This window comes from Pseudomonas sp. S2_B10 (assembly GCF_054668425.1).
In genome coordinates, this window is sequence record NZ_CP162768.1 from 3,457,186 (window position 1) to 3,482,910 (window position 25,725).

A 25,725-nucleotide genomic window follows, 5' to 3' on the forward strand; every position below is an offset into this window, starting at 1 on the left:
CAGCCGTGCCGATGAGCTGGGTGACCTGGCGCGCGGCTTCAATCGTTTCCTCGACAGCCAGCGCGCGATGATCGGTGAAGTGCTGACCACCAGCGAGCGCCTGCGCACAGCCGTCGGGCAAGTGGCGAAGGTGGTGGACAACACCGCCGAGCGTTCGGGCCGGCAGCAGGAAATGACCGACATGGTAGCCACCGCCGTCCACGAAATGGGCCTGACCGTGCAGGAAATCGCGCAGAACGCTGGCAACGCCGCGCTTGCCTCGCAAACCGCGCGCGATGAGGCGTTACAGGCACGGGAAGTGGTCGGTGGCTCGATCCGTCATATCGAAAGCATGTCCGATGAGATCGGCTTAGCGGCGGGCGCAGTGGGTGAGCTGGCGCAGCAAGTGGCGTCGATCGATTCGGTGCTGGCGGTGATTCGTGGCGTTTCCGAACAGACCAATCTGCTCGCACTCAACGCCGCCATCGAAGCTGCCCGCGCCGGCGATATGGGCCGTGGCTTCGCGGTGGTCGCCGATGAAGTGCGCACCCTCGCGCGCCGAACCCAGGCCTCGACCGACGAAATTCAACTGATGATCGGCAGCCTCAAGCAAGGCGCGGAAAACGCCGTGTCGTCGATGCGCACCGGTCAGGCTGCAACCGGGACCGGGGTTGAATCGAGCCAGCGTACCGGCGCGTCACTGACGGCGATCACCGGTCAGGTCGAGCGCATCAGCGATATGAACCATCAGGTAGCGACGGCAACCGAAGAGCAGTCCGCGGTGACTGAAGAGATCAACCGCAACGTGCAGGGGATTTCCGATCTGGCACGGGCGACGGCGGGGGAGGTTCGTGCGTGTCGTGAGGATTGTCAGATGTTGCAGCGGCTGGCGGATGATCTGGCGCGGCAGATGGGTGGGTTCAAACTGAGTTGAGTATCAGACCTGAAAAGCCCCTCACCCTAGCCCTCTCCCGGAGGGAGAGGGGACTGACCGAGGCGTCTATCGCTATACGTCGACCTGAAAACACCAGTCGATTATGGATCCGGCAAGGCCCTTTCAGGTCGGCGTACTTCTTGAATATCCCCCATTCGGCCCCCTCTCCCTCCGGGAGAGGGCTGGGGTGAGGGTAGCGTTTCAGAACCACGCATCCCGCATCCCCAGACACGTATCATCCCGCGCCTCCAGCAAGTCCAGCTCATGCTGGCAACCCGGCACTTCCCATGTCAGGAAATACCGCGCCGCCTGCAACTTGCCCTTATAGAAGTCGACATCCGCCGCATTCCCTTTGGCCAGGCCTTCCTCGGCGCGGATCGCCTGCTCCAGCCAGCGCCAGCCAATCACTGCGTGGCCGAACACTTTCAGGTACAGCGCTGAGTTCGCCAGGCTGCTGTTGACCTTGCCTTGGGCCAGATCGGTGAGCAGGCCGATGGTCACGGTTTGCAAGCGGGCAACGAGTTTTTCCAGCGGTTCGCGCACTGCATCCAGCGAGTCGTATGCAGTGGAACGTTCGGCCGTGTTGGCGATCAATCGAATCAGCTGCTTGAGACCGGCGCCACCGTTCTGCGCCAGTTTGCGCCCGAGCAAATCCAGAGACTGGATGCCGTGGGTGCCTTCGTGGATCGGATTCAAGCGGTTGTCGCGGTAGTACTGCTCCACCGGGTACTCACGGGTGTAGCCGTGGCCGCCAAGAATCTGGATCGCCAGTTCGTTGGCTTTGAGGCAAAACTCCGAAGGCCAGGATTTGACGATCGGTGTCAGCAAGTCCAGCAGCTCATGAGCCTGTTTGCGTTCGGCTTCGGTTTCCAGCGTGGTGGTGTCATCGAACAACCGCGCGGCATACAGGCCGAGGTCAAACGCACCTTCGACGTAGGATTTCTGCGTCAGCAGCATGCGTCTGACGTCCGCGTGCTGAATGATCGCCACCGGCGCAGTGGTCGGATCCTTGCTGTCCGGCACCCGGCCCTGCGGCCGCTCACGCGCATATTCCAGTGAATACAGGTAACCGGCATAACCGAGCATGACCGCGCCCATGCCGACGCCGATCCGCGCTTCGTTCATCATCTGGAACATGTAGCTCAAGCCATGGTGTGGCTTGCCTACCAGATAGCCGACGCACTCACCGTTATCGCCGAAGTTCAGCGCCGTCGATGTGGTGCCGCGCCAGCCCATCTTGTGGAACAAACCGGCGAGCAGCACGTCGTTGCGCTGGCCGAGGCTGCCGTCGTCGTTGACCAGAAACTTCGGCACGATAAACAGCGAAATACCTTTCACCCCCGGCGGGGCGTCCGGCAGCTTGGCCAGGACCATGTGCACGATGTTTTCCGACAGCGGATGATCGCCGCCGGAAATGAAGATCTTGTTGCCCTTCAGGCGATAGGTGCCGTCGGACGCAGGCTCGGCGCGGGTACGAATGTCCGACAGCGATGAACCGGCATGGGGCTCGGTCAGGGCCATGGTGCCGAAGAAGCGTCCGTCGATCATCGGTTGCAGGAAGCGCTGTTTCTGCTCTTCGCTGCCAAAGCTCTCGATGAGATTGGCCGCGCCCATGGTCAGGAACGGGTACGACGTCGACGCTGCGTTGGCGGACTGAAAGTGCGCGAAGCAGGCTTGCGACAGCAGGGTCGGCAATTGCATTCCGCCGGCGTCGAAACTGCGCGCTGCGTTAAGGAATCCGGCCTCAAGGAAGGCATCCACCGCCGGTTTCACTTCAGGAATCAGGATCGCCTTACCATCCTCGTAGCGCGGCTCGTTCTCGTCGCCCTTGCGGTTGTGCGGGGCGAAATACTTCTCGGCGATATTGCGCGCGGTGCCGATGGCGGCGTCGAAGGTCTCGCGATTGTGCTCGGCAAAGCGCTCGCGCCGGGTCAGGCCCTCGGCATCGAGGACTTCGTACAGCTCGAAAGCCAGATTGCGGGAACTGAGCAGCGTCTCGGACATGGCGGCCTACCTGGAAATTGGGGTTGGGCCGAGTCTAAGTCGGTGGAATAGAGGCTGGATAGGATGATTGATGAGAGTGATGCAGAAGCAAAAGATCGCAGCCTTCGGCAGCTCCTACATTTGGAATGCGTTTCCCTGTAGGAGCTGCCGAAGGCTGCGATCTTTTGATCTTCTGTGGAAGCGAGCCTGCTCGCGAAAGCGGTGGGTCAGGCAACATTGATGTCGACTGAAACGCCGTCTTCGCGAGCAGGCTCGCTCCCACAGAGTATTGCGTACCAGGCGACCATTGCGGTCGCCTGGATTTACAGCGGTTTAACCGATCGTCATCAAGCTGGCGTTACCCCCCGCCGCAGCGGTGTTCACGCTCAATGCACGCTCGATCACCAGGCGCTCCAGGGCAATGTTGGTCTCGCCTTGGGACAGTCCCTGAACGCCAACGATCGCGCCGCCACGCTGGGCGATCTGCTGGCAGACGCCGCGCAACTGGTCGGAGTGGCCGTGATGCAGCACGGCATCGAACACCACTTCGTCCTTGTTCCAGTCGGCAACACGTTTGATCCGCGCCTGGACTTCCTTCGGCAGACGGGCGAACAACGCCTTGGTCAGCTCGGTTTCCGGCCACACCGCCGAACCGCCAACCGCCAGCACCGCCGCCAGTTGCGTCAGCAGATCACCTTCAACTTCCGCCAGGCACAGCACGTGTTCGCGCGGCAGAATGGCGTAGCTGTTTTTCTCGCCGGTCGGGCCAGCCAGCACGCGGGTGATGCCGCTCTGCGATTGTGCTGCGTATTGCACGCACAGGGTGCTCAGATCGGCGAACTTGTTGTTGTCGGCCCAGGCTTTCAGAGCGTTCAACGATTGGCTCATGGCATCGCGCAAGCGCACGTCCGGGGCGACGATGGCGTCACCGCGAGCGAAGGATTGCTCGATGGCGTCGCTAGGACGCGTCGACAGCAAACGGTACAGATACAGCGGGCCGCCGGCTTTCGGGCCAGTACCCGACAGGCCTTCGCCGCCGAATGGCTGCACGCCGACCACGGCACCGACGATGTTGCGGTTGACGTAGACGTTACCGGCGTTGACGTTGTCGATCACCTTGGCGATGGTCTCGTCGATGCGCGTGTGCACGCCCAGCGTCAGGCCGTAACCGGAGGCGTTGATCTGGCCGATCAGTTGATCCAGCTCTTTGCGCTTGTAGCGCACCACGTGCAGTACCGGGCCGAAGATTTCGCGTTGCAGTTCGTCGAAGCTTTCCAGCTCGATCAGGGTCGGCATGACGAAGGTGCCGCGCTTGACCTCTTCGCTGTCGGCAATCGCCACCTGGTAAACATTGCGACCTTTGTCGCGCATGCCCTGGATGTGCTTGTCGATGCCGGCCTTGGCTTCGGCGTCGATCACCGGACCGATGTCCACGGACAGACGCTCGGGGTTGCCGAGACGGCTTTCGGCCATGGCACCTTTGAGCATTTCGATGACGCGATCGGCGGAATCTTCCTGCAGGCACAGCACGCGCAACGCCGAGCAGCGCTGACCGGCGCTGTCGAAGGCCGACGACACTACGTCGATCACGACTTGTTCAGTCAAAGCCGAGGAATCGACGATCATCGCGTTCTGGCCACCGGTTTCGGCGATCAGCGGAATCGGACGGCCCTGGCTGTCGAGACGGCCAGCGATGTTGCGTTGCAGCAAGCGCGCGACTTCCGTGGAACCGGTGAACATCACGCCTTTGACGCGCTCGTCACCGACCAGGCCAGCGCCGACGGTTTCACCGCGACCCGGCAGCAGTTGCAGCACGCCTTCCGGGATGCCGGCTTCGAGCATCAGGCGCACAGCCTGAGCCGCTACCAGCGGAGTCTGCTCGGCCGGTTTGGCCAGTACCGGGTTACCGGCGGCCAATGCCGCAGCGACCTGGCCGCTGAAGATTGCCAGCGGGAAGTTCCACGGGCTGATGCACACCACCGGGCCGAGTGGGCGGTGGGCGTCATTGCTGAAATCGTTGCGCGCCTGCACTGCGTAGTAACGCAGGAAGTCGACGGCTTCGCGGACTTCGGCGATGGCGTTGGCGAAAGTCTTGCCGGCTTCGCGAGCCAACAGGCCCATCAGCGGCTGGATCTCGCCTTCCATCAAGTCAGCGGCACGTTCCAGAATCGCCGCACGTTCGGCCGGCGGGGTGGCCTGCCAGATCGGCGCGGCGTTCAGCGCGCATTGAATGGCGTTGTCGACATCTTCGACCGTAGCTTCTTGAACGTGACCGACCACATCGCGGTGATCGGACGGGTTCAGCACGGCGACCGGCGTTTCGTTACTGGAGGCGCAACCGAGCATCGGCGCGGCTTTCCAGTCGTTGTGTGCAGTGGCGAGCAAAGCGCAGGACAGCGAGGCCAGACGATGTTCGTTGGCCATGTCGATGCCGCTCGAGTTGGCGCGCTCGGCACCGTACAGATCACGCGGCAGCGGAATGCGCGGGTGCGGCAGGCCGAAACCGCCTTCGACGGTGGCCATCTGCTCGATCTGTGCCACCGGATCGGCCACCAGTTCCTGGATCGAAATCGACTGGTCGGCGATACGGTTGACGAACGAGGTGTTGGCGCCGTTTTCCAGCAGACGACGCACGAGGTACGCCAGCAGGGTTTCGTGGGTGCCGACCGGTGCGTACACACGGCACGGACGGTTCAGCTTGCCTTCGGCAACCTTGCCTACAACTTGTTCGTAGAGCGGTTCACCCATGCCGTGCAGGCACTGGAACTCGTACTGGCCCGGGTAATAGTTCTGACCGGCGATGTGGTAGATCGCCGACAGGGTGTGGGCGTTGTGCGTAGCGAATTGCGGGTAGATGACTTCCGGTACCGACAGCAGTTTGCGTGCGCACGCAATGTAGGAAACGTCGGTGTAAACCTTGCGGGTGTAGACCGGATAGCCTTCCAGACCTTCGACCTGGGCGCGCTTGATTTCGCTGTCCCAGTACGCGCCTTTTACCAGACGGATCATCAGGCGATGACGGCTGCGGCGGGCCAGATCGATCACGTAGTCGATCACGTACGGGCAACGCTTCTGGTAAGCCTGGATGACGAAACCGATGCCGTTCCAGCCGGTCAGTTGCGGCTCGAAGCACAGACGTTCGAGCAGATCCAGCGACAGCTCGAGGCGGTCGGCTTCTTCGGCGTCGATGTTCAGGCCGATGTCGTATTGCTTGGCCAGCAGGGTCAGCGACAGCAGGCGCGGGTACAGCTCGTCCATCACCCGCTCGTACTGCGCACGGCTGTAACGCGGGTGCAGTGCCGAGAGCTTGATGGAAATGCCCGGGCCTTCATAAATCCCACGGCCGTGGGATGCTTTGCCGATCGAGTGGATCGCTTGTTCGTACGACGCCAGGTATTTTTGCGCGTCGACTTCGGTGAGTGCCGCTTCACCGAGCATGTCGTAGGAATAACGGAAGCCCTTGGCTTCGAACTTGCTCGCATTGGCCAGCGCTTCGGCGATGGTTTCGCCGGTCACGAACTGCTCGCCCATCAGGCGCATGGCCATGTCGACGCCCTTGCGGATCATCGGCTCGCCGCTCTTGCCGATGATGCGGCTCAGCGACGAGGTCAGGCCGGCTTCGTTATGGGTGGAGACCAGTTTGCCAGTCAGCAGCAGGCCCCAAGTGGCGGCGTTGACGAACAGCGAAGGGCTGTTCCCCAGGTGCGGATGCCAGTTGCCGGTGCTGATCTTGTCGCGGATCAGCGCATCGCGGGTGCCTTTGTCCGGGATGCGCAGCAGCGCTTCGGCCAGGCACATCAGCGCCACGCCTTCCTGGGACGAAAGGGAAAATTCCTGCAGCAGGCCCTGAACAATACCGGCACGACCGCCGGCACTTTTCTGGTTACGCAGTTTTTCGGCGATGGTCGCCGCGAGCTTGTTGGTGGCTTCGGCCATCGGAGCCGGCAGGCGCGCCTGCTCGATCAGCATCGGCACCACTTCCGGCTCAGGGCGGCGGTAAGCAGCGGTGATCGAAGCACGCAGCACCGATTGCGGCAGGATGCTTTCAGCGAATTCGAGGAAGCATTGGTGAGCGTGATCGGTCTGCACTTCGCCTGCGTCATCGGCGTCTTTGGCGGTCAAACCGTTCAACTCGGTCAGGGTTGCACCACCCTCGAGTTTTTCCAGGTAATTGAAAATTGCCTGCTTGATCAGCCAGTGCGGCGTGCGATCAATCGAGGTTGCGGCAGCCTTCAGGCGCTCGCGGGTCGGGTCATCGAGTTTGACCCCAAGGGTGGTGGTAGCCATATTTTTATCCTCATGGTTGCCACAGTTGCGTGGCATCAGCTGGCCGCAAGATTAGCCGTGCGCTGAATGAGGTGCAACCGGGTGCAACCCTTTTTTTGCCGGAATAATACGCAGCTCGTCAGGAAATAATTTCTGGTACGAAAGTGCTGCTCCTGCTTGGTGCTTTTACTTCTAGCAAAGAGGCGTGACTGCCACAAAAGGGAGCAAAAACGGGGTGATCGTCGATTAATCCGCCTGGGTGCAACTAATTCTCGCGAAACTGGTTGCACCTTATTTGCTTTGTTGCATAGCATTCGCCGCCAAGGTGCAACCGGGAATAACCCGGTGTACCGGCTGATGGCTTTCCTGGGGAAACATCAGTCTTAAATGCGCGGGATCCCGGATCGTCTGCCAAACGTCGTCGTTTGCGAGCGGTTCACTACCGCCGCTACATAAAAACAAAGCCAGGGCGTAACTCAATGAGCGTAAGCAATCCAACCCTGATCACGTTCGTGATCTACATCGCAGCAATGGTGCTGATCGGCTTCATGGCCTATCGCTCCACCAATAACCTTTCCGACTATATTCTCGGCGGTCGCAGCCTCGGCAGCGTCGTCACCGCGCTGTCTGCCGGTGCCTCCGACATGAGCGGCTGGTTGCTGATGGGCCTGCCGGGCGCCATCTACATGTCCGGTCTGTCCGAAAGCTGGATCGCCATCGGCCTGATCGTCGGTGCCTACCTGAACTGGCTGTTCGTCGCCGGCCGTCTGCGGGTGCAGACCGAGCACAACGGCGATGCACTGACTCTGCCGGACTACTTCTCCAGCCGTTTCGAAGATAAAAGCGGCTTGCTGCGGATTATCTCGGCGGTGGTGATTCTGGTGTTCTTCACCATCTACTGCGCCTCCGGCATCGTCGCCGGTGCGCGTCTGTTCGAAAGCACCTTTGGCATGTCCTACGAGACGGCGCTGTGGGCCGGTGCTGCGGCGACCATTGCTTACACCTTCGTCGGCGGTTTTCTCGCGGTGAGCTGGACCGACACCGTACAAGCGACCCTGATGATCTTCGCGCTGATCCTTACGCCGATCATCGTCCTGCTGGCCACCGGCGGCGTCGATACCACGTTCCTGGCCATCGAAGCGCAGGATCCGAGCAACTTCGACATGCTCAAAGGCACCACCTTCATCGGCATCATCTCGCTGATGGGTTGGGGTCTGGGCTACTTCGGCCAGCCGCACATCCTCGCGCGTTTCATGGCGGCGGATTCGGTGAAGTCGATCGCCAAGGCGCGTCGCATTTCCATGGCCTGGATGATCCTGTGCCTGGGCGGCACCGTGGCGGTGGGCTTCTTCGGTATCGCTTACTTCTCGGCGCACCCGGAAGTGGCCGGTCCGGTCACCGAGAACCCGGAGCGCGTGTTCATCGAACTGGCGAAAATCCTCTTCAACCCATGGGTTGCCGGTGTGCTGCTGTCGGCCATTCTGGCTGCGGTAATGAGCACCCTGAGCTGCCAGTTGCTGGTGTGCTCGAGCGCCCTGACCGAAGACTTCTACAAGACCTTCCTGCGCAAGTCGGCCTCCCAGCTTGAGCTGGTCTGGGTCGGTCGTGCCATGGTGCTGCTGGTAGCCTTGATTGCTATCGCGATGGCTGCCAACCCGGAAAACCGCGTACTGGGTCTGGTGTCCTACGCCTGGGCCGGTTTCGGTGCTGCGTTCGGTCCGGTGGTGCTGATCTCGGTCGTCTGGAAAGACATGACCCGCAACGGCGCACTGGCCGGCATTCTGGTCGGGGCAATCACCGTGGTGGTCTGGAAACATTTCGAACTGCTGGGTCTGTACGAAATCATTCCGGGCTTCATCTTTGCCAGCCTCGCCATCTACTTTGTCAGCAAGGCGGGTGAACCGACTCGCGGCATGGTTGAGCGCTTCGAGGCAGCGGAAAAAGATTTCCATTTGAACAAGTGATGGACTGAGCTTCGGCTCACATGAAAACGGCTCGTTTCCTACCGGAGGCGGGCCGTTTTTTGTTGCCTGTGATTCTTCAACAACACTGGAGAACCCTGTGGGAGCTGGCTTGCCAGCGATGACGGTGTGTCAGTCAGCGATAAGTTGAATGTGCCGACCTCATCGCTGGCAAGCCAGCTCCCACAGGGACACTGACCGGCTTGAAGGAATGTCTGTAGTCAAAGTGCTAATTTCTAAAGGTCCTTTCAGCAAACCACGTAGGGCAAATCTGAATTTCCCGTCACCTGCTCATCACCCCTTGCCCCTCATGCAGAATCGCCCGCCCTCACACTGCAGAGAGACATCGGATGTTCGCGCCTGCCAATCAACCGCGTTTCACGTTGACCCTCGAAGGCGCCCGGCACGACCTCAAGGTCCTTGAGTTCACGGGCAGGGAAGCCATCAGCCAACCCTTTCGCTTCGAGCTGGAACTGGTCAGCGAGCGGCCGGACCTGGATCTGGAAAGCCTGCTGCATGGTCAGGCGTTTCTGAGTTTCGATGCTCAGGGTTGCGGTATTCATGGTCAGATTTATCAGGTCGGGCAGGGCGATTCCGGGAAACGTCTGACACGCTATCACCTCAGCCTTGTCCCGCGTCTGACGTATCTGGGGCATCGCATCAACCAGCGGATTTTTCAGCATCAGAACGTGCCGCAAATTGTCACGCAGATCCTCAAGGACCATTCGATCCTGCGCGATGCCTTTGAATTTCGCCTGGGCAGCGAATACCCGGAGCGCGAATACTGCGTGCAATACGCCGAAAGCGATCTGGCCTTCATCCAGCGTCTGTGTGCCGAAGTCGGCATTCATTACCACTTTCAACACAGCCCCGAAGGCCATTTGCTGGTATTCGGCGACGACCAGACCGTGTTCCCCAAGCTGCCCGAGCCGACGCTGTATCTGCCGGGCAGCGGCATGTCGGCGGGCGCGCCGGCGATTCAGCGTTTCAATGTGCGCGTGGAAACCCGCACCAGCGTCGTCACCCGGCGCGACTACAACTTCGAAAAACCACGCCTGTCGCTGGAAAGTCGCAGTGACGGCGAGCAGCGTCCAGTGCTGGAGGACTATCACTTTCCCGGTCAATTCAATGATCGCGAAACCGGCAAAGGCCTGACGCGCCGCGCGCTTGAACGTCATGTCGCCGATTACCGTCAAGCCGAAGGCACCAGCGACGAATCCTCGCTGGTCTGCGGCCATTTCCTGCAACTCACCGGGCATCCGCGCAGCGACTGGAATGATCTGTGGTTGCTCACCTGTGTCGAGCATCGCGGCCGTCAGCCGCAGGTGCTTGAGGAATCGGTGACCAGCGATGGCGAATCCTTCCAGGGCTACCGCAATACTTTCGTCGCCACGCCGTGGGACGTGGTCTTTCGTCCGGCGCTGTGCCCGGAAAAACCGCGCATGTCGGGCTACCAACCTGCCGTGGTCACCGGCCCGAAAGACCTTGAGATCCATTGCGATGAATACGGCCGGGTCAAAGTGCAACTGGCCTGGGACCGCGATGGCGAACTCAATGAGCACTCCAGTTGCTGGCTGCGCGTTGCGACCGGTTGGGCTCACGATCACTACGGCAGCGTGTTGATTCCGCGCGTCGGCATGGAAGTTTTGGTCGGCTTCATTGATGGCGATGCCGACAAGCCGCTGGTCATGGGTTGCCTGCCGAATGCGGCGACCCCGGTGCCGCTGGATCTGCCGGCAGACAAGACCCGCAGTATCTTCCGCAGCCAGAGCAGCCCTGGCGGTGGCGGTTATAACGAACTGCGCATCGAAGACAAAAAAGGCGCCGAGGAAATCTACCTGCGTGCCCAGCGCAACTGGACCCAGCATGTGCTCAACGACCAGCAGCTGCAGGTCGATAATCAGCGCAGTGTGGTGGTCACCGGCATCGCCCGCCATGAACTCAAGGCCGACGAACAACGCATTACTCACGGCCAGCGCCAGACCGAAGTCAGGCAGGATGATCATTTGTCCGTGCTCGGTGACCAGCAGGTCCGGGTGAACAATCAAGCCACCAGCGCCTCGGCGCAGATCCATATCAGTGCTGGTCAGCAAGTGGTCATCGACGGCGGCGCGAGCGCGACGATTCAGGCCGGCGGGCAGTGGATCAACATCGGCCCCGGCGGAATTTTCAGCAGCGTGCCGATCGTCGTGGGCGGCGCGCCGATGGCGGCGACCAGCGCTGCGCCGGTGGTGCCGGGATTGCCGGAGAAACTGGCCGCTGCGCCGGCGGCGATTCTCACCGCCGCACAGATCATGAGTCTCAAAGGTGATGCGCCATTCTGCGAGGAGTGTGAGCGTTGTAAGGATGGTGTTTGTGCAGCGTGAGGAATTGACGCCCGAACAATGGCTGGCGCGGCAGCCGCTGCATGCGTCGGAACAACTGTTCGCCATTTTCAGCCGCGCCAGCGACGCCGATGCCTTCAAAGCCTGGCAGGGCACGGCGAATCCGGTCTGGGCCGAAACCATTTATGCCGAGTGGGACGCGGTGATGCCCTACGTGGGAATTGTCGCTGTAGACAGTGAGTTTTTACGTTGGGTGGCGGAAACAGAATCCCGGGATTGGGGATGGTTGGCGGTGTCTTCGGCGGATCTTGACGTGCTGGTCGAACATTTCCGCAGCCTCACTCAGGTGCTGATGCCGGACGGTAAAACCGTGTTTTTCCGCTTTTGGGATGGTCGTTTTTTACTGCCTCTTTTGCACTCTGACGAGGTCATTCCCGCGCAATGGCTGCCAGTCGTTTCACGAGCCTTGATCAATGGCCAAGCCATTGAAATCGGGGGCCGTGCGCTGGTTTCGGGGCGGGTCTTTCCGTGGTGGAGCGTGCCGCAGTCGTTGTTAGCGCAGACTGATGCAAGCGTACGCATCGCCAATGCTTTGCAATGGCTGAGCGAGGAGCAACCGGCCATATTCGAGGCGTTTCCCGAGACGGTCCTGCGTTGCAAGGTCGGGCAGTTTTTCAAATTATCGATGTCGGAAGATTCGTCACGATCGGCGCTTCTGGAGTTTTTGCTGGCAGAGGCAGAGTGAAGTTTCGGGGCAAACGCTTCGGACGTTTCCTTCGAATCGCGGCGGTTTTCATGAACTGGTGCGTGGTGGGTTGCAGGGATAGTCTTTTCGTTGTCACCGCGAGAGTGGTGGCAGGGTGAAGGATTCCCGCATTCATGACGTTACAGTTCGTTGGCTTTTTGCGGCACTTGGTTCAAGTCCGTAAGATCGTTCGCGGCGGCTGTGCGTGGGGCACGCTTCGGCGTGGCCGAGGTCCATGATTGCTCGGTTCCTACTCCCGCGCACAGCTGCCACCCTAACCCGTAGGAAGGTGTGATGGCGGCTCACGTTTATCAATCATGGGACCCGGAAAATGACCAATATGCATACTGATTCACCCTACGAAAAAATCACTCCTCACCCCGACAACCGCTTCATGGCCCTCACCGGCAATTGCAGCGACATGCCCAGCCTGTTCGTCGACACCCACGTGCCCCTCGACATCCTCATGGACGCCGCCAACCATCGCATCCGCGCCGTGGTCCAGGTCCTGGAAAACATGTGCATGCGCGGCTCGATCGAATGCGACTCCGTGATCCTCAGCGACTTCGCCCTGCTGTGCGCCATCCCATTGCGCGATGGCTGTGATGTGCTCGATGTCATCGGCAGACGCTTGCGCAGCATGCCCGCCTGAAGATCAGAAGATCGCAGCCTTCGGCAGAGTGGACGCCTATCCCATGTAGGGGCTGCCGAAGACTGCGATCTTTTGTCGTTGAAGAGCAAGTCACGGCGTTGTTTTAGGCTGCGAAGCCAACCTTATTGAAGCGGTAAACAGAATTTTTTATCAGGGTTACTTTTTTTATATCTTTGTCACATTTCCCAGAAGTCTGCCAGCAGCGCCGTCGCTAATGGTAAAGCTGACCTTGTCACCAACTTTCAGGCGGGGATCGCCCGGAGTGCTTACGCTCAGGTCTCCACTGTTGTCATCGGGTTTCACCGTTATTGAGTATGTTGGGTACGGCCCGCCTGCACCACTGGTATAGGCGCTAATCACGGTGCCATTGCCCGATGTATTTACAGTAATTTTTGCCATTTCCAATCTCCTTCCAGTCGTAGTCTAGAATCAGGGCGATCGATTGATTTTCGCGTCGTTCAGACTATGGATCAGTAGCTACCGATAACGCCACTGTCAGATCTGACAGGTAATTGCATTAAATACTACCGTCTATCCAAATTCGACCTTTGTGCAGCTCCGTAAAATTCCTCATCTCCGATTTCCTGATATGGCCTTCAACTACCCCCCACTTTGCGCCGTGCTCCTGGTGCTGGAGAATATATGCATGCGCCGTTCGATCAAGGTGACTCGATGATCCTCAGCGACTTCGCCAAATTCTGCGCCATCCCCTTGCTCGACGTCATCGGGCGACGTCTGGGCGCCATGCCTGCCTGAACTGTTCAGAAGCAAAATCAAAAGATCGCAGCCTTCGTCAGCTCCTACACGGGATCATCTGTAGTAGCTGCCGAAGGCTGCGATCTTTTGACGTTTAGGGTTCAGCAGTCAGTCTGCGATGTGCCGATCCTGGGTCTTGATAAAACTGTCGAAAGCCTCTGACTTGAGACCTCCAGGCACCCATAAAAAACGAAATGGCTTTTCGAGTGTTTGCTGATCGACGGTGTCTGCTCAGATGCCGCATACACATAGTTTCTGGTTGTTTTATAACGATCGTGCAGCACTTGCAGCGTGTCTTCATTATGCTGGATGGAATGCAGGCCGTTGCCCATGGATGAGTAGGCATTGGCGGATAGTGCAATGTCTTTTCTCTGGGCTGATTGCTCATTGAATGGCGCCGGGATGCAGTTGGCTCAGCCCGTAGTTCTTTAGTGTCTGGCGTGCCTGTTCAATGTGGGTTTCGTCGGCAAGGGCGAGGTATGGACTAAGAAGGCCGAGTAAACAGATGATCAGATATCGCATGAATTTTTGACTTCCTGTCGTTGATGGTTAGCCAGTTTAACGCCATAAAAGCAAAGCCCCTCACCCTAGCCCTCTCCCAGAGGGAGAGGGGACTGACCGAGTTGTCTTGGTGTTGTACGCCGACCTGCGACTTCAGCGGTGAACTTCGTTTGGCCAAGCCTGAGATCACGTCGATCATTCAGGTCGATGTAACTCGCAAGATCGCCACCGTAAGTCCCCTCTCCCTTCGGGAGAGGGTTAGGGTGAGGGAAAGGCGTTTGTCCACTCGGCTGCGAACCCCTGACTTGCCGACCGGTAAAAGGTAAACTTTGCGGCCCTCGCAGGAGCAGCCATGAATTATCGTCACGCCTTCCATGCCGGCAATCACGCCGATGTGTTCAAACACCTGACCTTGACCCGCCTCATCGCTCTGATGTCGCGCAAGGAGCAGCCGTTTGCCTATCTCGACACGCACGCCGGCATCGGTCTGTATGACTTGCAGGGCGATCAGGCCAATCGCACCGGCGAGTACCTGGAAGGCATTGCGCGGTTGTGGGATCAGCCGGACCTGCCGGCGCTGACCGCCGATTACATGAAGGTGCTGCACGAGATGAACCCGGATGGCCAGTTGCGCTATTACCCGGGTTCGCCCGAGCTGGCGCGGCGCCTGACGCGGCCGCAGGATCGGGTGATGCTCAACGAGAAGCATCCCGAAGATGGCGTGTTGCTCAAGGACAATATGGCTGGCGATCGTCGGGTGAAGGTCCATTTGGGCGAGGGCTGGCACGTGGCGCGGGCGATGTTGCCGGTGCAGGAGAAGCGCGCGGTGATGCTGATCGATCCGCCGTTCGAGCAACTGGACGAGATGCAGCGTTGCGCGGCGTCGATGAAAGAAGCCATCGGCCGCATGCGCCAGACCGTGGCAGCGATCTGGTATCCGGTGAAGGATCAGCGTGCACTGCGGCGTTTCTATCAGGACCTGGCAGGCACCGGTGCGCCGAAGTTGCTGCGTGTGGAGCTGCTGGTGCATCCGCTGGACACGCCGAACAGCCTGAACGGTTCCGGGCTGGCGATCGCCAATCCGCCGTGGGGGCTGGAGGAAGAACTGCGTGAGCTGCTGCCGTGGTTGTCGAAGAAGCTGGGGCAGACTCAGGGTGGCTGGCAGATGGATTGGTTGATTGCCGAGAGCTGATCGCCGAGCGATCGTTCCCACGCTCCGCGTGGGAATGCCTCAATGGACGCTCTGCGTCCGCTGTCAGGACGCGGAGCGTCCCGGGCTGCATTCCCACGCAGAGCGTGGGAACGATCAGGCGGGGTTAGTCGCCCGCCAGGCTCGCAGGCATGCAAACGCCGGTGCCGCCAATCCCGCAATAACCCTCAGGGTTCTTCGCCAGATATTGCTGGTGATACGTCTCGGCGAAGTACACGGTCGGTGCCAGTTCGATCTCGGTGCTGATTTCGCCCAGACCCGCCTTCGACAGTTCCGCCTGATACACAGCCTTGCTCTTCAGCGCCGCGTCCAGATGCTCAGGCGAGGTCGCGTAGATCACCGAGCGGTACTGGGTGCCGATGTCGTTGCCCTGACGCATACCCTGAGTCGGGTTGTGCAGTTCCCAGAACATCGCCAGCAGCTCTTCATAGCTGACTTGGGCCTTGTCATACACCACCAATACCACTTCGGCGTGGCCGGTCAGGCCCGAGCAGACTTCTTCGTACGTCGGGTTCGGCGTGAAGCCGCCGGCGTAACCGACCACGGTGCTGACCACACCTTCGCGCTGCCAGAAACGTCGTTCCGCGCCCCAGAAGCAACCCAGACCGAAAATCGCAAAGTCGACGTCCTGAAAGAATGGACCGAGCAGCGGGGTGTCTTCGAAGACAAAGTGTTTTTCCGGCAGGGTCATCGCGGTTTCGCGGCCGGGCAGGGCTTGTTCTTTGGTTGGAAGCACGTTTTTGTTCACCAGAATTTCCGAGCGCAGAACCATGAGCGTTCCTCTCAGTCAGGTTGGAGGTAAAAAGTCAGACCGCCAGTGTGCCGAATGATGCCGGAATTCGCACTATCAAAACTGTGGGAGCGAGCCTGCTCGCGAAAGCGGGGTGTCAGGCGACGAAGATGTCGACGGTTTTATCGCCTTCGCGAGCAGGCTCGCTCCCACAAGGGATCTTCATAGAAGCCGAGGTTAGAGGCAGAGCGGGCCGCGCGGATAGCGCTTGAGAGCCTGGATCAGCTCGCCGCCTGGAATCGGTCGGTCGAACAGATAACCCTGGCCGACGTCGCAACGGTGTCGACGCAGGAAGGCCAGTTGCTCGGCGGTTTCGATGCCTTCAGCCACAACCTTGAGTTTCAGGTTGTGGGCCATGGCGATCACCGCCGAGGTGATTTCCATATCGTCCTGGTTGTCGGGGATTTCGTGGATGAAGCTGCGATCGATCTTGATGATGTCGATCGGGAATTTCTTCAGATAGCTCAGCGACGAGTACCCGGTGCCGAAGTCATCCATGGCCAGGGTCAGGCCCAGGCGCTTGAGCTGGTCGAGTTGCAAATGCGTGTCTTCGGTGGCTTCCAGCAGCAGGCCTTCGGTCAGCTCGAGTTCGAGCAGATTGGCCGGCAGCGCTTCTTCCCTGAGGATGTTGGCGATCGAGGCGACCAGATCCGGATCAGAGAACTGTTTCGGTGACAGATTGATTGCCACCTGCAGATTGCCCAGGCCGGCAGCGGTCAAGGATTTGCTCATGCGGCACGCCTGACGCGCGATCCACTTGCCGATCGGAATGATCAGGCCGGTTTCCTCGGCGACGCTGATGAACTGATCCGGGCGAATCATGCCGCGCTCCGGGTGGTTCCAGCGCAACAGCGCTTCCATCCCCAGCAGACGACCGCTGCGCAGGCACAGTTTCGGCTGGTAGAACACGTCCAGCTCGTTCTGCGTCAGGGCGCGGCGCAGGTTGTTCTCGACGAACAGTTTGTAACTGGCCTCGGCGTTCAGCGCCTCAGTGAACACCTGCAACTGGTGTTTGCCGTTGGCCTTGGCCTTGTGCAGTGCCAGACCGGCGTTGCGCATCAGGGTTTGCGGATCGCGCCCGTGCAGCGGCGCGCAGGCCAGACCGACGGAGCCGGTGACGCTGATAAGCTGGTTGTCGACGAACATCGGCTTGTCGAGGGTCATCAGCAACTGACTGGCGATCTGCTGCCCGGCTTCAAGATCGGTGTCGTCGAGCAACACGGCGAACTCGTTACTGGCAAAACGCGCCAGACTGCCACTCGGGCTGAGGCTGTTGCGCAGGCGCCGGGCGAGACTTATCAACAGTTTGTCGCCGGTCTGGTGGCCGAGGCTGTCGTTGATCCGCTTGAAGTTGTCGATGTCCACCAGCAACAGGCTGATCGGCGTATCGCTGTCGCGGGCGAAGCGCTCATCGAGATTGCGGATGAATGCCGGACGGTTGCCGAGGTTGGTCAGGTTGTCGGTGTAGGCCAGGCGCTCGATGCGTTGCTGGGCCAATTTGGTCTGGGTGATGTCTTCGTAGATGCCGATGTAATGCGTCAGCTCACGGTTATCGCCATAGACCTTGGAGATCGACAGCTGGCCCCAGTACGGTTCGAGGTTCTTGCGTCGGCTCTTGAATTCGCCCTGCCAGCTGTTGCTCTGGGCCAGCGCCGAAGGTGCGTCGAACAGCAGTTCGCTGAGATTTTCCAGCGCCGGCAATTCCGACAAGCGCTGACCGTGGACCTCCTCGGTTGTGTACTGGGTGATCGCGGTGAAGCTCGGGTTGACGTACTCGACCACGCCGTCGCAGTTGACCAGCAAGAAGGCGTTGGCGCTTTGCTCGACCGCGCGCTGAAACAGGTGCAGGGCGCTGGTGGCAGTGCGTCGGTTATGGTTGTTGATCACTTGTGCGAACTGGTCGGCCAGTTCGCCGGCAAAGGCGATTTCGTCGGACTGCCAGGCACGGGTGACGCCGGTCTGTTCCAGGCACAACACGCCGACAACCTGGCCGTCGACGCGAATGCTGGCATCGAGCATGGCGTTGACGTCACGCGGACGCATCGCCTCGGCCATCTCGCGGGTGCGCGGGTCGTGCATGGCGTTGTGGGCATCGATGGCGCGGCTGCTGTGCAGGGCTTCCATGTAGTCAGGGAAGCCGCTGATATCGATCGGCTCCGGCAGGATGTATTCCTGGGTCGCGCGATGGTAAGCGGAGATCGGCAGCAAGCGCTGGCCTTCGAGGTTCCACAGGCTGGCGCAGTCGATCTCGTAGATATCGCAGGCGCAGCGGGTGATCAGTTCAGCGGCTTCCTGCAGCGAGTTGTGCGTGCTGTAGCGCTGGCGTGCGAGCAGCAGAATCAGATCCTGCTGGGCACGCACGCGCTCCAGATGCTGCAGTTGTTCCTGCTGGGCACGCTGGTTCAGCTCAAGGGCGATTTGCAGGCGCGAGTTCTGGGTTTCCAGATCCACCGAAGGCAGCGCCTGGGCTTCGTCGAACACCTCGTCGACCGCCAGCAGGTAGCCGCGCAGCAAGTGCCGGTTGTGCTGTTTGTAGGCTTCGCCCAGCTCGAGGATGTTCAACGCGCCGGCGGCGGTGTGCAGGGTGTAGCGCACCACGTAATGTGCGCTTTTGCTCAGTTGCTGCTGAATCGCATCGTGCAGTTGATAGCGCGCCTCGGGCTCCATCAGGCTGGCGTAAGGCGAGCCGACCAGCGCGCAGAGCTCGACGGCCGGCTGGCCAAACTGGCGTTCGCAGTTGGGATCGAGGAACAGCATTGCCCAACTCGCTTCATTCAAGCGCTCGAAACGCAGCATGCCGAGCCGCGAGGGCACAGGCAACTGCGTCACTACCTCGGCCGCCATACGGCTGGCGGCATCGGGCTGGCTCTTCATGAAGGAAACTCGCTTGGAAATATGCTGAATGCGCCGGGCTCTCGCCCTCTTGTCTGTTGGCTGCGGCAAGGTTGCATCATTGCGGCACCGACTGACAAGAGAGATGAAGGCCAAGTGCTATAAGAATATGTCGGCTGCAGTGAACATTTCTCCAGTGCACAACTGAAATGAGCAGAAGATCGCAGCTTCACGCAGCCCCGACAGGGTAATGCGCCTTGTGTAGGAGCTGCCGAAGGCTGCGATCTTTGGGTGTTTCAACGCAATTTCATACTGATCGACTGCAAGTTCTTGCCATCGCGGTCATGGTAATTGACCAATATCTGATCAGCCTCGACGACCACATGCGCAAAATTGTCCTGACTCACCACGGCACTGGTCAGCTCGTGCCGATAATCCCCTGCCGCCGTGCGCACCAGCGGTTGATCGAGGATAAACGTTGAAGCCTTGGCATACGGCAGCAATTTGCTGTTGTGCAACGGCGAGGACACGATGGTGTGCACTTCGAAATCGGCGTCCTCGCTGTGAGACAGGCGACTTGTCAGAGAGCCATGAACGTCGCCGGAGACGAACACCACGTTCTTGATCCGGTGAGTGCGGATGGTTTCCAGCAGGCGCAGACGCTGTTCGGGAAATGCTTTCCAGGCATCGTCACCGTTGAACTTGCGATCGGGATAGAACATCACGCTGGTCATCACGAACTTCACTCGCGCCGGGCTATGGATCAGCCATCGCAGCAGGGCCTGTTCTTGCTCGATGTCGAGAATGCGCCGGTCATCCTTCGACAAGTTGCGTCGGGTGCGGCTGTCGGTGACGAACCAGGCGATATCGCTGTCGCCAAACTGATACCAGTAATGCTTCAACGTATCCCGGTCTATCTGACCCTTCTCATTACATGCATAAACCGGGCTGTGGCTGGCTTGATAAAGTTCATAAGCGGCCATGGCGTTGCGATATAAGTCCTCGTCCGCTGCGGTGGCATTGGCAGGCCAGTTATCTTCTATTTCATGATCGTCGAGCATCATGTAAGTCGATGTATTGGACATCAGTCGCTGAATATTCGGTTGCGAAAATGCCGTTCGATATTTCTTCAGGATGTCTTTGGCTTCGCGATCCGGAGCAATGACATTCAAATCATCTACATACACTTGATCTCCGGTCATGATCACCGCGCTGACGGGTAGATGACTGTTCTCGACCAGTCGATTGATCGAGCCAAAGATGCGGTCGCCCAGTTGCGGCAAGGAAGCGACGCCGGCGGTAATCCGCAGATAACGGCACGAACCGACGACAAACCCCCGAGGCTGGCTGGCTTTCGCGGTGCGGGTGCGAAAGCGGTGGAGCTGTCGCGGCCATTGCAATGGAAACTCAATGACCGTGTCGATGGTATGCACCGGATTCATCGGACTTAACCAGCCGGCTTGATATTCGTATTCACAATCAGCTTCGAGATCCTGCAATACCAGTACACCCGACATGTCATTGGCCGGGTTCAAAAGTGCAAATACGCTGTTCGACCATTTTTCCGTGCCGGCCTTGCGAGCGCGAACTCCGGCAAATACACGTTTTTTGTCCTGTTGTTCGCCGCGCATGAAAATGCGCACTTCGTTAGTTGTCGCGTGGCCCACGATGGGGCCGATAGTCGGTTTGAACATGATCGATTCCGTTCGAGATTTTAATAAACAAGATTTAAATAAGCGGAGCGCGTTGAAGCAACTTTCCTGAGCAGAGGTTAGTTGGCCAGCGGCGGAAAATATTGGCGTTAAGTGGACCAGACCTGTGGCCGATGTCAGCGCAGGTTGTAGGAAAGAGGCGCGATCCGGTTTATTTCAGGCAAAAAAAAGCCCCGTCAATTGACGGGGTTGAGGTACGAGCGTGTGGCGCTCGAAAGGGTGCAGCAAGCGGCCCTCCGTCGCCGGAGGGCCGTTTGAGTTACAGCAGGATGGTGCGGATGTCGCCCAACAGACTGCCCAGACGCTGAGTGAAGCGTGCCGCTGCAGCGCCGTTGATCACGCGGTGATCGTAGGACAGCGACAGTGGCAGCATCAGCTTCGGCTGGAAGGCTTTGCCGTCCCAGACTGGCTGGATGGTTGCCTTGGAAACACCGAGGATCGCCACTTCCGGCGCGTTGACGATCGGCGTGAAGCCGGTGCCGCCAATATGGCCGAGGCTGGAAATGGTGAAGCAGGCGCCTTGCATCTCGTCCGACGACAGCTTCTTGGTGCGGGCTTTCTCAGCCAGCGAAGCCGCTTCGGCTGCCAATTGCAGCAGGCTCTTCTGGTCGACGTTCTTGATCACCGGCACCAGCAGGCCATCCGGAGTGTCGACGGCGAAGCCGATGTTCACGTATTTCTTGCGGATGATCGCCTTGCCGCTTGGCGCCAGCGAACTGTTGAAGTCCGGCAGCTCCTTGAGCAAGTGCGCGCAGGTCTTGAGCAGCAGCGGCAGGATGGTCAGCTTGACGCCAGCCTTCTCGGCCACGGCTTTCTGCGCAACACGGAAAGCTTCCAGCTCGGTGATGTCCGCCGAGTCGAATTGCGTCACGTGTGGCACGTTCAGCCAGCTGCGGTGCAGGTTGGCGGCGCCGACCTGCATCAGGCGGGTCATCGGCACTTCTTCGATTTCGCCGAAACGGCTGAAATCGACCACCGGAATCGGCGGAATGCCCGCACCACCGGTAGCGCCGCCGGCAGCGGCCGGCGCTTCCTTGGCCTTCTGCATCATCGCCTTGACGTAAACCTGCACGTCTTCCTTGAGGATGCGACCGTGCGGACCGCTGGCGCCAACAGCGCTCAGCTCGACGCCGAACTCACGGGCCAGTTGACGCACGGCAGGGCCGGCGTGAACTTTCGCGCCCGGCTTGGCCGGTGCGGCGGCTGGAGCGGCGGCAGCAGGTGCAGCGGCAGCCGGAGCAGCAGCGGCAGGTGCCGGAGCGCTCGGAGCTGCGGCAGCTGGAGCTGCGGCAGCTGGAGCCGGGGCAGCAGCAGGGGCCGCGCCTTTGACTTTCAGCTTGAGGATCAGATCGCCGGTACCGACTTCGTCATCCAGCTTGATGGAAACGCTTTCCACCACGCCAGCGGCAGGTGATGGGATTTCCATGCTTGCCTTGTCGGATTCCAGGGTGATCAGCGACTGGTCGGCTTCAACGGTATCGCCCGCCTTGACCAACACTTCGATGATCTTGGCTTTGCCAGCCGAGCCGATGTCCGGAACGTGGATGTCCTGAACGCTGTCGGCAACCGGTGCTGCTGGCGCGGCTGCCGGAGCAGGCGCAGCGGCAGCGGCCGGTGCAGCAGCCTGGGCCGGAGCGGCAGCCGCAGGGGCCGCAGCACCCGCCACTTCCAGATCCAGAATCAGGTCGCCAGTGCCGACTTCGTCGTTGAGCTTGACGCTGATGGCCTTGACCACGCCAGCGGCAGGCGACGGGATTTCCATGCTCGCCTTGTCGGATTCCAGAGTGATCAGCGATTGATCAGCTTCGACGCTGTCGCCGACCTTGACCTGAATCTCGATGATCTGTGCCTTGCCCGACGAACCGATGTCCGGCACGTGCACTTGCTGTACCGAAGCGGCAGCAGGAGCAGCGGCAGGCGCGGCAGCAGCAGGTGTCGCAGCCGGTTTCTCTTCGGCTTTGGCAGGAGCAGCGGCAGGAGCAGGGGCCGCTTCGGCAGCGCCCTCGACTTCCAGCTCAAGCAGTTCGTCGCCTTCTTTCAGACGGTCGCCCAGCTTCACTTTCAGGCTCTTGATGACGCCGGCTTTCGGGGCCGGCACTTCCATGCTGGCCTTGTCCGATTCCAGGGTCAGGATGCTCTGGTCGGCTTCGATGCGGTCGCCGACCTTCACAAACAGTTCAATTACTTCACCTTCACCGCTGCCGATGTCAGGTACGCGAATGAGTTCGCTCACAAAATGTCTCCTCAGCAGTCCAGTGGGTTGCGTTTTTCCGGGTCGATGCCGAACTTGGCGATGGCTTCAGCCACAACCTTAGGTTCGATATCACCACGGTCAGCCAATGCTTCCAGGGCTGCCAACACCACGAAATGACGGTCGACTTCGAAGAAATGACGCAGTTTCTTGCGGCTGTCGCTACGGCCGAAACCGTCGGTGCCCAGGACTTTGAATTCCTTGGACGGTACCCACTGACGGATCTGCTCGGCGAACAGCTTCATGTAGTCGGTAGAAGCAATGACCGGACCTTTACGGCCGTTCAGGCACTCTTCGACGTAGCTCAGCTTAGGCTTCTGGCCAGGCTTGAGACGGTTGCTGCGCTCTACGGCGAGGCCGTCGCGACGCAGTTCGTTGAAGCTGGTAACGCTCCAGACGTCAGCGCCGATGTTGAACTCTTCACGCAGGATCTTCGCCGCTTCACGCACTTCACGCAGGATGGTGCCGGAGCCCATCAGCTGAACGTGGTGCGCCGCATCGCGAGTGTCTTCCTCGAGCAGGTACATGCCTTTCTTGATGCCTTCTTCGGCACCGGCCGGCATGGCTGGCTGCTGGTACGACTCGTTCATCACGGTGATGTAGTAGAAGATGTCCTGTTGCTCTTCGGTCATCTTCTTCATGCCGTCCTGAATGATCACCGCCAGCTCGTAGCCGTAGGTCGGATCGTAGGTGCGGCAGTTCGGGATGGTCGCGGCCAGCAGGTGGCTGTGACCGTCTTCGTGCTGCAGACCTTCACCGTTCAGGGTGGTGCGGCCAGCGGTGCCGCCGATCAGGAAGCCACGGGTACGGCTGTCGCCAGCGGCCCAGGCCAGGTCGCCGATACGCTGGAAGCCGAACATCGAGTAGAAGATGTAGAACGGCAGCATCGGCTGGTTGTGGCTGGAGTACGAAGTACCGGCAGCGATGAACGAGCTCATGGCGCCTGCTTCGTTGATGCCTTCTTCAAGGATCTGACCTTTCTGGTCTTCCTTGTAGAACATCACCTGGTCCTTATCGACTGGCTCGTAGAGCTGGCCGACGGAGGAGTAGATACCCAGCTGACGGAACATGCCTTCCATACCGAAGGTACGGGCTTCGTCCGGGATGATCGGGACGATGCGCGGGCCGATTTCCTTGTCCTTGACCAGTTGCGCGAGGATCCGCACGAAAGCCATGGTGGTGGAAATTTCACGGTCGCCCGAGCCATCGAGGATGGCTTTCAGAGTGTCCAGATCCGGAGTCGGTACGCTGAAGCTCTGCGCGCGGCGCTGTGGCACGAAACCGCCCAGTGCGGCACGGCGCTCGGCGAGGTAGCGGGCTTCGGCGCTGTTTGGCTCTGGTTTGAAGAACGGCAGGTTCTCCAGCTCCTCGTCCTTGACCGGGATGTCGAAGCGGTCGCGGAACAGCTTCAGGCTGTCGACGTCGACTTTCTTGGTGTTGTGCGCAGTGTTTTTCGCTTCGCCGGCACCGGTGCCATAACCCTTGATGGTCTTGGCGAGGATGACGGTCGGTTGTTCCTTGTGGTTGACCGCTTCGTGGTACGCCGCGTAGACCTTGTACGGGTCGTGGCCGCCACGGTTGAGTTTCCAGATCTCGTCGTCGGACAGATCGGCAACCATTGCCTTGAGTTCAGGCGTGTTGAAGAAGTGCTCGCGAACGAATGCGCCGTCTTTGGCTTTGTAGTTCTGGTATTCGCCGTCGATGACTTCGTCCATGCGGCGTTGCAGGATGCCGTCGACGTCTTTGGCCAGCAGCGGGTCCCAGAAACGGCCCCAGATGACTTTGGTCACGTTCCACTGCGCACCACGGAACACGCCTTCGAGTTCCTGGATGATCTTGCCGTTGCCGCGAACCGGGCCGTCGAGGCGCTGCAGGTTGCAGTTGATGACGAAGATCAGGTTGTCCAGCTTCTCGCGGCCGGCCAGGGAGATCGCGCCCAGGGATTCCGGCTCGTCGCACTCGCCGTCGCCCAGGAAGCACCAGACTTTCTGTTTGCCCGGCTGGATGAAACCGCGATGCTCCAGGTACTTCATGAAGCGCGCCTGGTAGATCGCCTGGATCGGACCCAGACCCATCGATACGGTCGGGAACTGCCAGAAGTCAGGCATCAGCCAAGGGTGCGGATAGGACGACAGGCCTTGACCATCGACTTCCTGACGGAAGTTGTTCATCTGGTCTTCGGTGATGCGGCCTTCCATGAATGCGCGGGCGTAAACGCCTGGCGAGGTGTGGCCCTGGAAGTAGATCAGGTCGCCGCCGTGTTCGTCGGTCGGGGCCTGGAAGAAATAGTTGAAGCCGATGTCATACAGGGTCGCACTGGAAGCGAAGCTGGAGATGTGACCACCCAGGTCCGAATCTCGCAGGTTCGTGCGCATTACCATGGCCATCGCGTTCCAGCGTACCAGCGAGCGAATGCGGCGTTCCATGAACAGGTCGCCAGGCATGCGTGCTTCGTGGGTAACGGGGATCGTGTTGCGGTAAGGCGTGGTGATCGCGTAAGGGAGCTGCGAGCCGCTGCGGGTCGCGAGTTCGCCCATACGGGTCATCAGATAGTGAGCACGGTCTTCGCCTTCTTTGTCGAGAACCGATTCCAGGGCGTCCAGCCATTCCTGGGTTTCGACGGGATCGAGGTCTTGCATGGCTTGCTCCAGGGCGGAAAGGCTTCCAGAATCGGTTGCCTGAGTTTGCGACTGGCCTTGTGGGCAGACGATTTAAAATTCTTGGATTGCCGACAGGTTGTTCCGGCGGCGTGTAGTTTTACTACAAATCTTCCGGCATTTCAGCCTTTCGAATGTATAGACGAGTAGTAAAACTACAGATGAAAGGCTT

Annotated in this window: 14 protein-coding genes; 6 read left to right on the plus strand and 8 right to left on the minus strand. The window is 59.8% G+C overall.

Going from position 1 to position 25,725, the window contains the following annotated elements:
* Positions 1–205 precede the first annotated feature (205 nt).
* Complete coding sequence (locus AB4O45_RS15540) at positions 206–913, plus strand: methyl-accepting chemotaxis protein (protein WP_374046345.1); 708 nt, start codon at positions 206–208, stop codon at positions 911–913.
* Between the two features lie 201 nt (positions 914–1,114).
* Here the strand turns inward: AB4O45_RS15540 and AB4O45_RS15545 are convergent, their stop codons facing one another.
* Together AB4O45_RS15545 and putA are read right to left on the minus strand one after the other, a co-directional pair.
* Positions 1,115–2,917, minus strand: coding sequence for an acyl-CoA dehydrogenase (locus AB4O45_RS15545; RefSeq protein ID WP_460160268.1), 1,803 nt, complete (start codon positions 2,915–2,917; stop codon positions 1,115–1,117).
* Between the two features lie 312 nt (positions 2,918–3,229).
* Positions 3,230–7,183 (minus strand): trifunctional transcriptional regulator/proline dehydrogenase/L-glutamate gamma-semialdehyde dehydrogenase, encoded by a 3,954-nt coding sequence (putA, locus tag AB4O45_RS15550; protein WP_460160269.1) that lies wholly within the window; start codon positions 7,181–7,183, stop codon positions 3,230–3,232.
* 458 nt (positions 7,184–7,641) lie between these two features.
* Between putA and putP the strand changes: the two genes are divergently transcribed.
* From putP to AB4O45_RS15570, 4 genes are all read left to right on the plus strand, one after another.
* Entirely contained in the window at positions 7,642–9,126 is a 1,485-nt protein-coding gene (gene putP, locus AB4O45_RS15555) for a sodium/proline symporter PutP (RefSeq protein WP_150638076.1), read from the plus strand.
* Positions 9,127–9,473: 347 nt separating this feature from the next.
* Positions 9,474–11,489 (plus strand): type VI secretion system Vgr family protein, encoded by a 2,016-nt coding sequence (locus tag AB4O45_RS15560; protein WP_460160270.1) that lies wholly within the window; start codon positions 9,474–9,476, stop codon positions 11,487–11,489.
* Positions 11,470–12,192, plus strand: coding sequence for a DUF4123 domain-containing protein (locus AB4O45_RS15565; protein ID WP_460160271.1), 723 nt, complete (start codon positions 11,470–11,472; stop codon positions 12,190–12,192). Before AB4O45_RS15560 ends, AB4O45_RS15565 begins: the two co-directional genes overlap by 20 nt.
* Before the next feature lie 331 nt (positions 12,193–12,523).
* Positions 12,524–12,844 (plus strand): hypothetical protein, encoded by a 321-nt coding sequence (locus AB4O45_RS15570; RefSeq protein ID WP_056787448.1) that lies wholly within the window; start codon positions 12,524–12,526, stop codon positions 12,842–12,844.
* A 165-nt stretch (positions 12,845–13,009) separates the two neighbouring features.
* Here AB4O45_RS15570 and AB4O45_RS15575 read toward each other — a convergent pair whose 3' ends face one another.
* Positions 13,010–13,243, minus strand: coding sequence for a S1 domain-containing protein (locus AB4O45_RS15575; protein ID WP_150638083.1), 234 nt, complete (start codon positions 13,241–13,243; stop codon positions 13,010–13,012).
* 1,210 nt (positions 13,244–14,453) lie between these two features.
* On the opposite strand from AB4O45_RS15575, the gene AB4O45_RS15580 reads away from it, so the two are divergent.
* The gene (locus tag AB4O45_RS15580; protein WP_016772007.1) at positions 14,454–15,293 is read left to right on the plus strand and encodes a 23S rRNA (adenine(2030)-N(6))-methyltransferase RlmJ; all 840 of its coding nucleotides are present in this window, start codon (positions 14,454–14,456) and stop codon (positions 15,291–15,293) included.
* 124 nt (positions 15,294–15,417) lie between these two features.
* Here the strand turns inward: AB4O45_RS15580 and msrA are convergent, their stop codons facing one another.
* The 5 genes from msrA to aceE form a co-directional block, all read right to left on the minus strand.
* Entirely contained in the window at positions 15,418–16,083 is a 666-nt protein-coding gene (gene msrA, locus AB4O45_RS15585) for a peptide-methionine (S)-S-oxide reductase MsrA (protein ID WP_460160272.1), read from the minus strand.
* A gap of 195 nt (positions 16,084–16,278) precedes the next feature.
* Positions 16,279–18,975, minus strand: a complete 2,697-nt coding sequence (locus AB4O45_RS15590) for a putative bifunctional diguanylate cyclase/phosphodiesterase (protein ID WP_460160273.1) — start codon at positions 18,973–18,975, stop codon at positions 16,279–16,281.
* Between the two features lie 254 nt (positions 18,976–19,229).
* Complete coding sequence (locus tag AB4O45_RS15595; protein WP_460160274.1) at positions 19,230–20,627, minus strand: alkaline phosphatase D family protein; 1,398 nt, start codon at positions 20,625–20,627, stop codon at positions 19,230–19,232.
* Between the two features lie 277 nt (positions 20,628–20,904).
* Positions 20,905–22,878, minus strand: coding sequence for a dihydrolipoyllysine-residue acetyltransferase (gene aceF, locus AB4O45_RS15600; protein ID WP_460160275.1), 1,974 nt, complete (start codon positions 22,876–22,878; stop codon positions 20,905–20,907).
* Positions 22,879–22,889: 11 nt separating this feature from the next.
* Positions 22,890–25,535, minus strand: coding sequence for a pyruvate dehydrogenase (acetyl-transferring), homodimeric type (aceE, locus tag AB4O45_RS15605; RefSeq protein ID WP_024011316.1), 2,646 nt, complete (start codon positions 25,533–25,535; stop codon positions 22,890–22,892).
* Positions 25,536–25,725 lie beyond the last annotated feature (190 nt).

Excerpts from the sequence above, each read along its gene's own strand:
- AB4O45_RS15540 (WP_374046345.1), top strand. The coding sequence starts at position 206 with ATGGGCCTGACCGTGCAGGAAATCGCGCAGAACGCTGGCAACGCCGCG.
- AB4O45_RS15545 (WP_460160268.1), bottom strand. The coding sequence starts at position 2,917 with ATGTCCGAGACGCTGCTCAGTTCCCGCAATCTGGCTTTCGAGCTGTAC.
- putA (WP_460160269.1), bottom strand. The coding sequence starts at position 7,183 with ATGGCTACCACCACCCTTGGGGTCAAACTCGATGACCCGACCCGCGAG.
- putP (WP_150638076.1), top strand. The coding sequence starts at position 7,642 with ATGAGCGTAAGCAATCCAACCCTGATCACGTTCGTGATCTACATCGCA.
- AB4O45_RS15560 (WP_460160270.1), top strand. The coding sequence starts at position 9,474 with ATGTTCGCGCCTGCCAATCAACCGCGTTTCACGTTGACCCTCGAAGGC.
- AB4O45_RS15565 (WP_460160271.1), top strand. The coding sequence starts at position 11,470 with ATGGTGTTTGTGCAGCGTGAGGAATTGACGCCCGAACAATGGCTGGCG.
- AB4O45_RS15570 (WP_056787448.1), top strand. The coding sequence starts at position 12,524 with ATGACCAATATGCATACTGATTCACCCTACGAAAAAATCACTCCTCAC.
- AB4O45_RS15575 (WP_150638083.1), bottom strand. The coding sequence starts at position 13,243 with ATGGCAAAAATTACTGTAAATACATCGGGCAATGGCACCGTGATTAGC.
- AB4O45_RS15580 (WP_016772007.1), top strand. The coding sequence starts at position 14,454 with ATGAATTATCGTCACGCCTTCCATGCCGGCAATCACGCCGATGTGTTC.
- msrA (WP_460160272.1), bottom strand. The coding sequence starts at position 16,083 with ATGGTTCTGCGCTCGGAAATTCTGGTGAACAAAAACGTGCTTCCAACC.
- AB4O45_RS15590 (WP_460160273.1), bottom strand. The coding sequence starts at position 18,975 with ATGAAGAGCCAGCCCGATGCCGCCAGCCGTATGGCGGCCGAGGTAGTG.
- AB4O45_RS15595 (WP_460160274.1), bottom strand. The coding sequence starts at position 20,627 with ATGTTCAAACCGACTATCGGCCCCATCGTGGGCCACGCGACAACTAAC.
- aceE (WP_024011316.1), bottom strand. The coding sequence starts at position 25,535 with ATGCAAGACCTCGATCCCGTCGAAACCCAGGAATGGCTGGACGCCCTG.